General features: G+C 66.3%; 12 protein-coding genes, 6 tRNA genes, 1 other RNA gene and 2 pseudogenes. 5 read left to right on the top strand and 16 right to left on the bottom strand.

Features of this window, described 5'->3' with window-relative positions; translation table 11 throughout:
* Window positions 1–149: 149 nt before the first annotated feature.
* Window positions 150–467, bottom strand: coding sequence for a DMT family transporter (locus N4G47_RS02960; RefSeq protein ID WP_107230015.1), 318 nt, complete (start codon window positions 465–467; stop codon window positions 150–152).
* Between the two features lie 299 nt (window positions 468–766).
* Here N4G47_RS02960 and ffs point away from each other — a divergent pair.
* Window positions 767–857: signal recognition particle sRNA small type (gene ffs, locus N4G47_RS02955), an RNA gene on the top strand.
* Window positions 858–940: 83 nt separating this feature from the next.
* On the opposite strand, the gene N4G47_RS02950 is transcribed toward ffs, so the two are convergent.
* The 3 genes and pseudogenes from N4G47_RS02950 to N4G47_RS02940 form a co-directional block, all read right to left on the bottom strand.
* The gene (locus N4G47_RS02950; protein WP_475285099.1) at window positions 941–1,330 is read right to left on the bottom strand and encodes a nuclear transport factor 2 family protein; all 390 of its coding nucleotides are present in this window, start codon (window positions 1,328–1,330) and stop codon (window positions 941–943) included.
* Window positions 1,327–2,093 (bottom strand): annotated as a pseudogene (locus N4G47_RS02945) (MBL fold metallo-hydrolase). The gene N4G47_RS02950 and the pseudogene N4G47_RS02945 overlap by 4 nt, the downstream one beginning before the upstream one ends.
* Window positions 2,093–2,842 (bottom strand): 3-deoxy-D-manno-octulosonic acid kinase, encoded by a 750-nt coding sequence (locus N4G47_RS02940; protein ID WP_475285097.1) that lies wholly within the window; start codon window positions 2,840–2,842, stop codon window positions 2,093–2,095. Before N4G47_RS02940 ends, N4G47_RS02945 begins: the two are co-directional and overlap by 1 nt.
* A gap of 20 nt (window positions 2,843–2,862) precedes the next feature.
* On the opposite strand from N4G47_RS02940, the gene N4G47_RS02935 reads away from it, so the two are divergent.
* The gene (locus tag N4G47_RS02935; RefSeq protein ID WP_475285095.1) at window positions 2,863–3,909 is read left to right on the top strand and encodes a glycosyltransferase family 9 protein; all 1,047 of its coding nucleotides are present in this window, start codon (window positions 2,863–2,865) and stop codon (window positions 3,907–3,909) included.
* A gap of 46 nt (window positions 3,910–3,955) precedes the next feature.
* Here the strand turns inward: N4G47_RS02935 and N4G47_RS02930 are convergent, their stop codons facing one another.
* Together N4G47_RS02930 and N4G47_RS02925 are read right to left on the bottom strand one after the other, a co-directional pair.
* Window positions 3,956–4,360, bottom strand: a complete 405-nt coding sequence (locus N4G47_RS02930; RefSeq protein WP_107230012.1) for a DUF6165 family protein — start codon at window positions 4,358–4,360, stop codon at window positions 3,956–3,958.
* Window positions 4,361–4,597: 237 nt separating this feature from the next.
* Window positions 4,598–4,687: transfer RNA gene (locus tag N4G47_RS02925), tRNA-Ser, on the bottom strand.
* A gap of 165 nt (window positions 4,688–4,852) precedes the next feature.
* On the opposite strand from N4G47_RS02925, the gene N4G47_RS02920 reads away from it, so the two are divergent.
* Complete coding sequence (locus tag N4G47_RS02920) at window positions 4,853–5,557, top strand: PP2C family protein-serine/threonine phosphatase (RefSeq protein ID WP_107230011.1); 705 nt, start codon at window positions 4,853–4,855, stop codon at window positions 5,555–5,557.
* Window positions 5,558–5,644: 87 nt separating this feature from the next.
* On the opposite strand, the gene dnaQ is transcribed toward N4G47_RS02920, so the two are convergent.
* From dnaQ to N4G47_RS02905, 3 genes and pseudogenes are all read right to left on the bottom strand, one after another.
* Entirely contained in the window at window positions 5,645–6,376 is a 732-nt protein-coding gene (gene dnaQ, locus N4G47_RS02915; protein ID WP_475285093.1) for a DNA polymerase III subunit epsilon, read from the bottom strand.
* A gap of 4 nt (window positions 6,377–6,380) precedes the next feature.
* On the bottom strand, window positions 6,381–6,833 hold the full coding sequence (gene rnhA, locus N4G47_RS02910; protein WP_014036151.1) for a ribonuclease HI: 453 nt from the start codon (window positions 6,831–6,833) through the stop codon (window positions 6,381–6,383).
* A gap of 13 nt (window positions 6,834–6,846) precedes the next feature.
* Window positions 6,847–7,490: pseudogene (locus N4G47_RS02905) on the bottom strand (methyltransferase domain-containing protein).
* 11 nt (window positions 7,491–7,501) lie between these two features.
* Between N4G47_RS02905 and gloB the strand changes: the two are divergent.
* Window positions 7,502–8,266, top strand: a complete 765-nt coding sequence (gene gloB / locus N4G47_RS02900; RefSeq protein WP_475285091.1) for a hydroxyacylglutathione hydrolase — start codon at window positions 7,502–7,504, stop codon at window positions 8,264–8,266.
* Window positions 8,263–9,462: a lytic transglycosylase domain-containing protein gene (locus tag N4G47_RS02895; protein ID WP_475285089.1), complete on the top strand. Its 1,200-nt coding sequence runs from the start codon at window positions 8,263–8,265 to the stop codon at window positions 9,460–9,462. The genes gloB and N4G47_RS02895 overlap by 4 nt, the downstream gene beginning before the upstream one ends.
* 281 nt (window positions 9,463–9,743) lie before the next feature.
* Here N4G47_RS02895 and N4G47_RS02890 read toward each other — a convergent pair whose 3' ends face one another.
* The 7 genes from N4G47_RS02890 to N4G47_RS02860 form a co-directional block, all read right to left on the bottom strand.
* A complete protein-coding gene (locus N4G47_RS02890; protein ID WP_107230006.1) occupies window positions 9,744–11,699 on the bottom strand; it encodes a peptidyl-prolyl cis-trans isomerase in 1,956 nt (651 codons plus the stop codon).
* A 147-nt stretch (window positions 11,700–11,846) separates the two neighbouring features.
* A tRNA-Asp gene (locus N4G47_RS02885) sits at window positions 11,847–11,923 on the bottom strand.
* Window positions 11,924–12,029: 106 nt separating this feature from the next.
* Window positions 12,030–12,106, bottom strand: a tRNA-Asp gene (locus tag N4G47_RS02880).
* Between the two features lie 87 nt (window positions 12,107–12,193).
* Window positions 12,194–12,270 (bottom strand) — tRNA-Asp (locus N4G47_RS02875).
* An 83-nt stretch (window positions 12,271–12,353) separates the two neighbouring features.
* Window positions 12,354–12,430 (bottom strand) — tRNA-Asp (locus N4G47_RS02870).
* Window positions 12,431–12,456: 26 nt separating this feature from the next.
* Window positions 12,457–12,531 (bottom strand) — tRNA-Val (locus N4G47_RS02865).
* A gap of 11 nt (window positions 12,532–12,542) precedes the next feature.
* Window positions 12,543–12,815, bottom strand: a complete 273-nt coding sequence (locus N4G47_RS02860) for an HU family DNA-binding protein (protein ID WP_004146343.1) — start codon at window positions 12,813–12,815, stop codon at window positions 12,543–12,545.
* Window positions 12,816–12,847: the final 32 nt, after the last annotated feature.

Here is a 12,847-nt window from a genome sequence, read left to right as displayed (position 1 = left end):
GGATGCCGCCAGTGCCGCGTGAATCACTCAACGAAATTTCATGACGCGCGTCAAATAAAACGGGCGGGTAAATCTATTTTGCCGAAAATGCACATTGCATATTCACAGCAGGCAGACCCTGCCCTGCATAATCCGGCCGGGATAAACCCTCAGCTGCTGGAGAGTTTCATCAGGACCAGGCCGGAAACGATAAGCACCGCCGCACCAATCCGCATCGGGCTGACCTGTTCGCCGAGGAACACGATGCCGACCACGAATGCGCCGACCGCACCAATGCCGGTCCAGATCGTGTAGGCGGTCCCCAGCGGCAGGCTGCGCATGGCCACCGCCAACAGCCAGAAGCTGGCGATCATGCCGATGATGGTCACCACGGTGGGGGTGAGCTTGCTGAAGCCTTCGGACTGCTTCATGGACACGGCCCAGACGATTTCCAGCAGGCCGGCGAACAACAGATAGATCCAGGCCATGACGGCCCTCCTCTTGGTAGGGCCAGGCCGTCCTGGTCTTTGATTCCCGATGTGGGGGAGGTCGTTCCTCCTGGCCGGCATTCTAGCAACGGGGAACCCCGCGGCCGGCCTGGCCGGGAACGGGTTACAGCCGATTCAGTGCGTGAAGCTGGCGCCGGTGCGTGCGCGTGCGGTAGAATGCGCGTCTGCCATCGGCCAGCCGATGCGCAGTCCGGCTGTGGTCTCCGGCGCAACCCGCGCTGCTTCCCCTGATCCGTGAACTGGCCGCCCACCGGGCGGCCAACGTCTCTATGGTGGCCCCGTCGGCCCCTCGCGACGCTAGGTCGAAAACCCCGCCAGGGCCGGAAGGCAGCAACGGTATCGATCGACGCGGGCGCCGAGGCCAGCCGGCGGGGCCATCGCCTTTTCCGGCGACGCCCGGCCCGGGTAGCTGCCAACCTTGGTTGGCGCCCCTCGCCGGGCATGGCCCGGCGCTACCGTGCCTGCGGCGTCCCCTGGTGGAACACCACCCTCCACCCCTGCGCCTGCCTGCGCCACAGCGAACTGCGCAGTACCCAGCCCTGCGGCTGGCCATCGAGGTGGTAGCGGCTGCGATAACGCACCTGAGCCAGGTCCCGCGTCAGCAGCGAGACCGCGTACTGGTCCGACTCGATGAGTACCTGCGCCCGCTCCAACGGGATTTCCGCCAGCGCGGCCGCACGGCCATAGCACTGCCCGGAACTGCCGATTTCGCTGAAATCCTCATCCAGCAGTTCCGACAGCCGCGCACGATCACCTCGCACCTGCGGTGCGTGCAGCGCACGTTCCAATGCCTCAAGTTCGGCGGCCAGCGCCGCGTCGGCGGGCTGGCCGGAGCCGCTCACGGCGGATCCTGCACCAGCACGTGCGGCGCCGTCGGGCTGGCCAGCGGCACGCACTGCCCCGGCTGCGCCACGCGGTGCCCGCGCGCGGCCAGCGCCGCACCATCGGCCACGCTGGCGTAGTGGTACAGCATCATCCGCGCCTGCAGTTCAGCGCTGTACTCGCGCTCCAGGTCATCCACGCCGGTGTGCGACGGGTTGCCGTGCAGGCCGCAGTCGTGGGCGATCAGTTCGTTGTCGCTGGCGAAGCGGGCCAGCATCTCCGGAATCGGCCGGGTATCGCCGCTCCAGGTCAGCGCGCCCTGCAGGCGCAGGCCATAGGCCGTCTCCGGCCAGTGGTGGCGCACCGGGAACACCTCCAGGCGCACCCCTCGTGCCAGAACGCATCGCCCACCGCGATCAGCTGGAACGCGTCCCAGAAGTTGGCACCGCCCTCGGCCAGCACGTTCGGGTAGTCACCGATGCGCTTGTGCAGCAGCGGCACCACCGTGGCCGGCACGTACAGGCGCACCTTGCCGCGCCGGTGCGCATTGAAGAAGGTATCGACGAACAGCCGCTCGAAGCCGGCCACGTGGTCCAGATGCACATGGGTCACGAACAGCGCCTGCGGCATGTGCCCGTAGTGCGCCTTGAACGCGGTCAGACCTTCACCGCCGCAGTCGATGGTCAGCCACGGCCGGCCCTCGCGCTCGATCACCGACATCGGCGACCCCAGCTCGACCGCCGATGCATTGCCGACGCCGAGGAAACGCAACGACCAGTCCATCAGGTGCCCCGGTTCCAGGCCATGTCATAGGCGCGGCGCAGCCGCGCGTAGTCCTTCTGCACGTCTTCCACGCTGCGTTCACCGCGCAGCTTGATCAGCGAGCGCAGCAGGCGCTTGAGATTGCGTTCGCGCCAGGCGGTGGCGGGAATGCGGATGACGCCACGGTCGAAGTCGATCAGCCAGCCGTGGCCGTTGCCATCGAACAGGATGTTGTGCGCGTTGAGGTCGGCATGGTCCAGCCCGGCACGATGGAAGCGGGCGATCAGCCGACCGGCCTCCTCCCACGGCGCGCCGCGACCGGCCACCAGTGCACGATCGGCCAGCGAGCGCACGCCCTCGATCCGCTCCATCAGGATCGCGGCCCGGTAGCGCAGGCCCTCGCGCATGTAGAACGCGGCGATCGGCCGGGGCACGGGCAGCTTCTTCTCGCGCAGCGCACGCATCAACCGGAATTCGGCGAAGCTGCGGGTCCGGTCCGAGCCGCGCCACAGGTACTGGTCATGGCTGAGCTTGGCGGCCAGGCCGCCCCGCAGGTAGTGCCGCAGCACGCTGGCGCCGAACGGCGCATCGACGAACCAGGCACTGCCACGGCCACCCTCGCCCACCGGCCGGGCCCTGCTGCCCCAGTGCTGCGGCGAGAACAGGCCGATCTCGGCTTGCCGCAGCCGCTCGCGGTCGAACAGAATGGCCCCGATGCCGCGACCCTCGCGGCATGGCGTCAGCGCTTCATTGGCGTCGAATGCGACCATTTCATTGAGTCTAACAACACATGGCATCAGCGTCCTCTTCCTTGTGCCTCCTGCGCCTGTCCGCACTCGGCGATGTCACCCACGTGGTGCCCCTGGTGCGCACCCTGCAGGCCGCGCGCCCGGATACGCCGATCCACTGGATCATCGACAAGGCCGGCCACAAGCTGCTGGATGGCCTGCCGGGCGTCACCTTCCATGCCTACGACAAGAAGAGCGGCATGGCCGGCGTCAAGGAGCTGCGCAAGCAGCTGCCACCCGGGCGTTTCGAAGCGCTGCTGCAGATGCAGGTCGCGTTCCGCGCCAATCTGCTGTCGGCCTTCATTCCGGCCGAGCGCCGCATCGGCTACGACCGCAGCCGCTCCAAGGACCTGCACGGGCTCTTCATCAACGAACGCATCGCCGACCGCCCGGGCATCCACGTACTGGATGCGATCGGCAGCTTCTGCGAGCCGCTGGGGCTGCGCCAGACCGAGGTCAGCTGGGATCTGGCGGTGCCACCGTCCGCGCATGAGTGGGCTGCCGCGCAGTGGCAGGACGACGGCCGCCCGGTGCTGATGATTTCGCCGTGTTCCAGCCACGTGCGCCGCAACTGGTACGCCGACCGCTATGCCGCCGTGGCCAACCATGCCGCACAGCGCGGCTGGCAGGTCGTGCTGTGCGGTGGCCGCAGCGAACTGGAGCGCAGCATGGCCGATGCCATCCAGGCGCAGCTGCCTGTACCGGCACTGGATCTGGTCGGCAAGGACACGCTCAAGCAGCTGCCCGCCCTGCTGGCCCGCGCCAACCTGGTGATGACCCCGGACTCGGGCCCGATGCATATCGCCAACGCGATGGGCACCAAGGTGCTAGGCCTGCATGCGGCCAGCAACCCGCACCGCAGCGGCCCCTACTCGGACCGCCGCTACTGCGTGGACCGCTATGACGATGCTGCGCGCAAGTACCTCGGCAAGCAGGCGGCCGACCTGAAATGGGGCACCAAGATCGAGTTCGACGAGGTCATGGAACTGATCACCGTCGAAGACGGTATCGCCGCCTTCGAACGCTACGTGGCGGACCACCTCACCTGAGTCGATGGATCATCGGTAGCGCCGGGCCACGCCCGGCGGGTCTACCTCACCCGCGCTGCGCGTAATCCTGGTAGGACTTCTCTTCCACATAGGCCGAACCCAGCGCCAGGTTGATCGCCTTCTTGATCCGTGCGCGCTCGTCATTGCGCAGGTAGACGCTGCGCGCCAGATCGATGAAGCCCTGGTCGAACGCCTGCGCCTTTTCCTTCAGGCGGATATCGTCCTCGATGTCCCACAGCTGCTCGTTGACCGTCTTCAGCTCGGCACGCAGCCGGGCGATGTCCTTCACCGCCGCCGGGTGCGCCATCCAGGTCTGGTCAAGCGCCGACAGCTCCTTGCGCACGTTGGCCAGCTTGCCCTCGTCACTGATGCGCTCGGACTTGATCTGCAGGATCGAGATCTTGTCCAGCAGCTCGCCGAAAGAAACGGGAACGAGGATTTCAGCGGTCATGGGGAAAGCTCCAGCAAGTGATGCAGGCAGTTTAACCCGCGGCCCGCGAAGGGATGGGGGATCCACTCCATGCGTGGATGGTCCAGCCCGGCAGGACAGCATCCACGCATGGCGTGGATCTACTGATGCATCTGGAGCAACAAGCCCCTCTGTTGAGGGGCTGCCCCGACAGGGGCGGCGCGTCCCGCGCCAGATAAAGAAAAAGGGCTGCCTTTCGGCAGCCCTTTTTCTTTAATCTGGCGGAGAGGGGGGATTCGAACCCCCGAGGCGCTATAAACGCCTGCCTGATTTCGAGTCAGGTACATTCAACCACTCTGCCACCTCTCCGGGTGGTCCCCGGCGGACCGGGGACGCGCATCATACGAGGAAGTGAGGCTGGCGACAAGTCATTCCAGCCAATGAAGTGAAAATTTCCTCGGCGCATGCCTTGCCGGATGCCGGCGGCCCCCGATGATGCCTGTCTCCCCCGCAACACCCCGCCCACGACCCACCATGATTGAATTCGGACACCTCACCCACCCCGGCCTGCGCCGCGAGCTCAACGAGGACACCTACTACGGTGACAGCGAGCTGGCCCTGTGGCTGGTGGCCGACGGCATGGGCGGTCACGCCTGCGGCGAAGTGGCCAGCGCATTGGCTCGCGAGACCATCGTCCGCGAAGTGCGGCGCGGTGCACCGCTCGTGCAGGCCATCCGCACCGCCGATGAAGAGATCATCCGCACCTCGCGCCGGCGCAATGACACGCTGCCGATGGGCACCACCGTGGTCGCCGCACGCGTGCAGGGCAATCGTTATGAAGTGGCCTGGGTTGGCGACAGCCGTGCCTACCTGTGGCGCGACGGCCAGCTGGCCCAGCTCAGCCAGGACCACAGCGTGGTGCAGGAGCTGGTCGCGCAGGGCAACCTGACCGCCGAACAGGCGCGTGCGCATCCGCACCGCAACGTGGTCACCCAGGCACTGGGTGTGACCGATCCGGCGCATCTGAATGTGGCCACCACCAGCGGTGAGCTGCGCCCGGGCATGCAGCTGCTGCTGTGCAGCGACGGCCTCACCGAAGAGGTGGATGACCGTGGCATCGCGCGCACCCTGGCCTTCGACGATGCCAGCGCGCAGGAATGCGTGGACACCCTGGTGGCCGCCGCACTCGATGGCGGCGGCCGCGACAACATCAGCGTGATCCTGGTGCGCTGCCACTGACGCACGGTAGTGCCGGCCGCTGGCCGGCTCATCGGAAAACCTCGTATCACGCAGATGCCGGCCAGCGGCCGGCACTACCTCGATGCATTACGCGCTGGCGGGCCCTTCCACCTTCGGGCCATCCCACAGGGCGTGGCCGGCCTTCTTGCGCAGTCGCTCCAGCCGCGCGGTGTGCGCTTCCAGTTCCGACGGCGTAGCCACTACGCGCGGGCGCGGCAGCAGCTTGCTGGTGTCGAACGCGTGCAGCGCCGCACCGGCACCTCCGCCTTCGTCATCCCCCAGGCCGAAGCCGATCTCTTCCTGGCCCGAGGTCAGCGCGATGTAGACATCGCCCAGGATCTGCGCATCGAGCAGGCCGCCGTGCAGCGCACGGTGCGAGTTGTCCACGCCCAGCCGCTTGCACAGCGCATCCAGCGAATTGCGCTGGCCCGGGAAGCGCTCGCGCGCCATCACCAGGGTATCGATCACCGTGCAGCGATCGGTGATCTTCCCGTACTGCGGGCCGAGCAACGAAAGTTCGTTGTCGAGGAAGCCCAGGTCGAACGCCGCGTTGTGGATGATCAGTTCGGCACCATCGATGAACGCCAGGAACTCATCGGCGATCTGCGCGAAGTCCGGCTTGTCATCCAGGAACTCCAGGGTCAGCCCGGTAACTTCCTGCGCGCCCTGTTCGAACTCGCAGTCCGGCTTGATGTACTGGTGATAGTTGTTGCCGGTCGGGCGGCGCTTGAACAGCTCCACGCAGCCGATTTCGACGATGCGGTTGCCCTTCTTCCATTCCAGGCCGGTGGTTTCGGTATCGAGGATGATCTGACGCATGGGCTCAGTTTACCGGGCTGGAATCGCGGATCTGGATCGCCGCGTTGCGGGCCAGGGTATCCACCCGTTCGTTGTCCGGGTCACCGGAGTGGCCCTTCACCCAGCGCCAGTCGATCTGGTGCCGCAGCGTGGCCGCATGCAGGCGCTCCCACAGCTCGCGGTTCTTCACCGGATCGCCGCCGGCGGTCTTCCAGTTCTTGCGGATCCAGCCGGGCATCCACTGGGTCAAGCCCTGCCGCACATACTGCGAATCAGTGTAGAGCACGATGTTGCACGGTTCGGTCAGCGTCTCCAACCCGGAGATCGCCGCCATCAGTTCCATCCGGTTGTTGGTGGTGTGCGCTTCGCCGCCGCTCAGTTCGCGCTCATGGCCCTTGTAACGCAGCAACGCAGCCCAGCCGCCCGGGCCGGGATTTCCAAGGCAGGAACCGTCGGTGTGGATTTCAATGGTTTTCAATACAACTCCAGGATCAGGTAGCAACGGTGCCGTGCCAGCGCACCGGCAACGGTTTCGGCCCGGGCAGGGCCAGCGTGCGTTTTTCCGCATGGAACAGGCAAGCGGCGCGCAGCGGCGCCCAGCCATCGGGTCGGCGGCTGCCGGCGCCGCGCCAGAGCGGGCCGAGGTAACGCATATCGTCGCACTCCAGGCCATGACGGCCGAGCAGCAGGCGGATCCGCTGCGGCGTGCGCACCACCAGTCCATGCTGGCGCCAGCGCGTGCGGTAGGGGCTGAACGGATTGAGGCTGCTCAACCACAGGTGCCCACCCGGCATCAGCACGCGTTCGCACTCGTCCAGCAGCCGGTCCGCATCGGCGGCGGTGACATGCTGCAGCACGATGGCATTGACGCTCTCGTTGGCCAGCGGCAACGGCAGCGCGCAACGGGTATCGCCGGCATAGCCGCCCCCTGCCGATACAGGCGCAGGCCGCGCCCGCCCAGTGCTGCGTCGCCCAGCCAGGCCGCACTCGGCGCGATCCACAACCAGGGCTGCGTGGGCAGCGCTGACAGCTGCGGCAGCAGCAACTGTCGTTCCAGAACGCGCAGGGCCGCCGCCGGTTCGCTGTCGAACCACGGGGTCTGGCTCGCTTGACGGGTGCTCTGCAGCGCGGGCATGGTCCAATTCTATGCGACTGACTGCCCTGCCCGCATTTGCGGACAACTACATCTGGACACTGGTCGGCGACGACGGCGCGGCCGTGGTCGTCGACCCTGGCGATGCTGCCCCGGTGCTCGCACTGGCCGATCAGGGCCTGCGCGTGGACACGATCCTGCTCACCCACCACCACGACGATCACATCGGCGGCGTGCCCGCGTTGCAGGCCCGTTTTCCCGGCGTGCGGGTGGTGGCTCCCGTGGAAGAACGCATCGCGAGCGCGACCGAGCGGGTCGGCGAAGGTGAACGCGTTCAGGCACTGGGGCAGATGTTCCACGTACTATCCGTGCCCGGGCATACCCGCAGCCACATCGCGTTTCACACTGCTGAACATCTTTTCAGCGGAGATTCGTTGTTCAGCCTGGGCTGTGGACGCCTGTTCGAAGGTACGCCGTCCCAGCTGCTGGCATCGATGCGCAAGCTGGGCGCCTTGCCCGCGCAACTGCTGCTTTGTTGCGCCCACGAGTACACCGTGTCAAATGCCGTCTTCGCGCGGCATGTCGACCCCGCCAACGCTGCCCTGTGGCAGCGCCAAGAGGAGGCTTTGGCCATGCGCCGCGATGACCGTTCCACCCTGCCGGTAACCCTGGCCAACGAATTGGACTGCAATCCCTTCCTGCGTGTGCACACCGCACCGATCCGTGCGTCGGTGTCGGCACACCTGGGCCGTGACGTCGTGGACGACGTCGACGTGATGGCCGGTCTCCGGCACTGGAAAGACGGCTTCCGCGCATGATGCGCCGAAGTCTGACGCTGGCCCTGGGGCTTGCCCTGGGGTTGGCCGGGAACGCGGGCGCGCAGTCGCTGGGCGCCGGCATCAGCCAGAACCTGACCGCCGCAGCGGCCCTGCCGCTGGATCCGGCAGCGTTGCCGGCACCCTCGGTACGCAACGGCCAGGAGATCTTCACCAGCTTCCGCGACGGCCTGGCCGAGCCCAGCTGCGACGCCGAGGCCACCAGCCCGCGCTGGCAGAAACAGTTCGCTCACGCGCCCTCGCGCCTGGCCAACCAGGATGACGATGCCCTGGTGTTGTTCGGCTATGTGGTCGAAGAGCTGCGCAAGGCCAGCCTGCCCACCGAGTTCGCCCTGATCCCGTTCGTGGAAAGCGGCTACCGGCCGAACGCCCGCAACGGCAGCGGCCCCACCGGCCTGTGGCAGTTCATTGCCACCACCGCACGCAACCACCGCGTACCGATGAGCAACGGCTACGATGGCCGCTTGTCGGCGGTGGATTCGACCCAGGCTGCGGTGCGTTACCTGAAGACCCTGCACGGCATGTTCGGTGGCGACTGGCGCCTGGCCACGATGGCCTACAACGCCGGTGAGTACCGCGTGCTGCAATCGCTGCGCAAGGCCGGCATGAACGCGCAGAACGCCAAGCCGTCCGCCCTGCCCGGCCTGTCGCCGGTCACCTATGCCTACGTCGAGAAGCTGCATGCCCTGGCCTGCGTGCTGGAAGACGTGGAAGACCAGCCGGGCGTGATGGCCTCGCTGGACCGCACCGTACCGGTACTGAAGGACCACACCCTGCCGGCCGGTACCAGCGTGCAGCAGTGGGCCGCACAGCGCGCCCTGGATCCGGCCCGCATCACCCGCCTCAATCCGGCCCTGGCCGGCGGTGGCCGCGCCTCGGGCACCACCCGCGTGCTGGCGCCGGTCTCGGCCGCCAATGCGACGGTGACCGAGACGGCGACCGCGCTGGTCGCCAGCGCCGCACCGGTGGCTGCCGCAGCGCCCACGCCGCAGGTCGCCAAGACCGTTGCCGCGATCGCCGATCGTCCGCGCAGCCGCCGCCACACCGTCCGCGATGGTGAGTCGGCCTGGACCATCGCACGCCGCTACGGCATGCCGGTGAAGGCCCTGCTGTCGCTGAACGGCCTGAGCGGCAGCAGCGTGCTGAAGCCGGGCGCGGTGCTGCGCGTCGAAGATTGACGCGCCCGCCAGGCACTCTCTGTAGAGCCGAGCCCACGCTCGGCTTTTTCTTGCCCTCGAAACACACCTCGCAGCGTCGAGCTTGCTCGACCGCGCTTCCCGTAGAGTCGAGCTTGCTCGACCGCGCTTCCCGTAGAGTCGAGCTTGCTCGACTGCTTCTGTGTATCCAGTCGAGCAAGCTCGACTCTACAAGACGTGGCCGAGCAAGCTCCGCGCTTACGCACACCCACAAAAAAGGCCCGGCAATGCCGGGCCTTTTCCGCTCACCGATGGCGTAGCGCTTACAGGTTCGCTTCGGTGGTCTGGATCACGAACTTCTTGCGCATCGTCTCGATGTAGCCCTTCGCAGCGGCCATGCCGTCGATCTGGCTCAGCTGGTCCTTCAGCTGCTTCTGCTGCTCGGCAGTCACTTCCTTGATGTCGCCCGGGTTGACCTTGTTCACCGCAAACAGCAGCGCGTGGCCGTTGACATCCACCTTGCCGTAGCTCGGCTTGCCTTCGGCCGGCACCGGCGCACTGAAGATCGCGCGGTTGATTTCCGGGGTCGGCACCGGCTGGCTGCGCGGCAGGCCCGGCATCGGGCTCAGCTGCAGCTTCTCGCTGGCCGCCAGCGACTGCAGGGTGGCCCCACCCTTCAGTTTTGCCAGAATGGCATCAGCGGCCTTGTCGCTGGCCTGGCGCTGGCGGTCGGCACGGATCGCGGCGATCACCTGCTCACGCGCCTTGTCCAGCGGCAGCGCCTGTTCCGGGGTGTGCGCGGCCACGCGGATCACCACACTGTGGTTGGTGGCGCCGCCCAGGGCGATCGGATCGCTGGCGGTACCGTCCTGCACCAGCACGTCGGAGAACGCAGCACGCAGCACGGCCGGATCGGCGGCAATACCGCTGGCGGTGGCACGGGTGATCGGCCCCAGGGTCTGCAGCGGCAGGTTCACTTCCTTGGCCGCCGCTGCCAGATCGCTCGGGCTCTTGTTGATGGCATCGACCAGACGGCCGGCCAGATCGTTGAAGCCACGTTCGCCATCGGCCTTGAGCTGCTCGGCGGCCAGCGTGTCACGCACTTCCTCGAACGACTTGCCCTGGCCGCCACGCACCGCGGCCACCTTGATGATGTGGTAGCCGAAATCGGTCTTGACCGGGCCGATCACCTCGCCCGCCTTGGCCGCGAACAGGGCGTCCTCGAACGGCTTGACCATCGCGCCACGCTCGACCCAGCCCAGGTCACCGCCCTGCGCCTTCGAACCCGGATCTTCCGAATTGGCCTTGGCCAATGCAGCGAAGTCGGCACCGGCGGCCTTGGCTTCGGCCGCCAGCTTGTTGGCCTTGGCTTCGGCACCGTCACCAGTGATCAGGATGTGCGAGGCCTGGCGCTGCTCGGGCGAGGTGAACTTCGCCTTCTCTTCCTCATAGCGCTTGCGCAGGGTTGCTTCATCGGCCGGGGTCGGCGCCGGCAGATTGCCACCGTTGATCTCGACATACTCCAGCGAGACGGTTTCGGCCTGGCGGAAATCCTTGCCGTGGCTGTCGTACCACTGCTTGATCTGTGCATCGGTGACCGGCGCGGTATCGGCCGGCACTTCCGGCAGCGCGGCCAGTTCAACGTCGCGGGTCTCGCCCAGCAGCTTCAGCAGGCGCTCGGTTTCGGCCTGGGTGACAAAGCCGGAGTTCTGCAGGCCGGCCGGGATCACCGACTGCTGCAGGCTCTCGCGCACCAGTTCCTGGAACTGGGTCGGCGTACGCGGCGGATTGCCGCCGGCCAGCGCCAGACGGTAGTTGTTCTCGTTGAACTTGCCGTTCGCATCGAGGAAGGCCGGCATCGTGGCGATGTACTCGCGCACCGCGCCATCACCGATCACCACGCCGGCCTGCTCGCCGACCAGGCGCACCACCTGCTCGTCGATCAGCTGGTCGAGTACGGCCAGCTTGTTCTGGGTGCTTTCGAACGCGCGTGGGTCGAAGTTCTCGCCCTGCTGCTGGCGCTCACGCATGCGCTCCTGCTCGAAGCGGGTACGGAAATCCTGCGCACTGATCTCATGGTGCTGCCACAGCATGCGCACCGGCCACCACGACGGTGCCGAACGCCACCAGGTCGGCGGCGCGGAAACCTTGGCCACGTTCTGTGCGCCAACGCCACCGAGGTAGCTGTTGTCGATCACGAACAGGAACGGAATCATCAGCAGCCCCAGGATCACGGTGACGATCCAGCCTGAGGTCTTGTCGCGGAGTTTCTGCAGCATGGTGAGGAATCACAAGGCCTGATTGGCGAGCCCGGCAGTGTAACCCGCTTCGTGGCAGGGACCAAAAGCAGCACCGGCGTGGGCTGCGCACCGCTTCGCAACGACACAAAGAAAAAGCCCCCGGCTTGCGCCGAGGGCTTTTAGAGTTGGCGGAGCGGACGGGACTCGAACCCGCGACCTCCGGCGTGACAGGCCAGCATTCTAACCAGCTGAACTACCGCTCCGCGCTGAAACTTTGCAGGCGCCCAGTATATCCGAAGACTCCCTGGAAACCCAGCCCGGCGAACACTTTTTTCAAAGTTTTTTCACAGGGACTTAAGAATTCTGCAATGGCGGAGCGGACGGGACTCGAACCCGCGACCTCCGGCGTGACAGGCCAGCATTCTAACCAGCTGAACTACCGCTCCGTTCTTGCAAAAACCTTTTCGCCTTCCTCCCGAACCTTCCGGGGAGAAGACAAGGCCCCCAGCGTTGAACCGGGGGCCTCGATGTAGTGGCGGAGCGGACGGGACTCGAACCCGCGACCTCCGGCGTGACAGGCCAGCATTCTAACCAGCTGAACTACCGCTCCGCGTTGTTGCTGCTTTTGTTTTCTGTCGGCCTGGACCGGGGAGAAAACAAAGCCTCCAGCTTTTGGCCGGAGGCCTCGTTGAATGGCGGAGCGGACGGGACTCGAACCCGCGACCTCCGGCGTGACAGGCCAGCATTCTAACCAGCTGAACTACCGCTCCACACTCAAACTTTTACCGCGGTGCTGTGGTGGGTGCTGAGGGTTTCGAACCCCCGACCCTCTCCGTGTAAAGGAGACGCTCTACCGCTGAGCTAAGCACCCCAGCGAGCCGCTTAGTTTACAGCATCCTTCAGGGCCTTACCAGCCTTGAACGACGGATTCTTCGAAGCAGCGATCTTGATGGTGTCGCCGGTCTTCGGGTTGCGGCCGGTGCGGGCAGCACGGTCGCGGACCTGGAAGGTACCGAAGCCAACCAGGGTGACCGCATCGCCGTCCTTCAGCGCCTTGGTGACGGCAGCAACGACGGCATCGACAGCGCGGCTGGACTCGGCCTTGGTCAGGTCGGCAGCTTCAGCAACGGCATCGATCAATTCGGTCTTGTTCATTCTCTACAACTCCTTTGGCGGTGGGTTCCGCT

The organism is Stenotrophomonas sp. GSD10, assembly GCF_056172695.1.
This window is presented reverse-complemented; position numbering and strand designations above follow the sequence as displayed.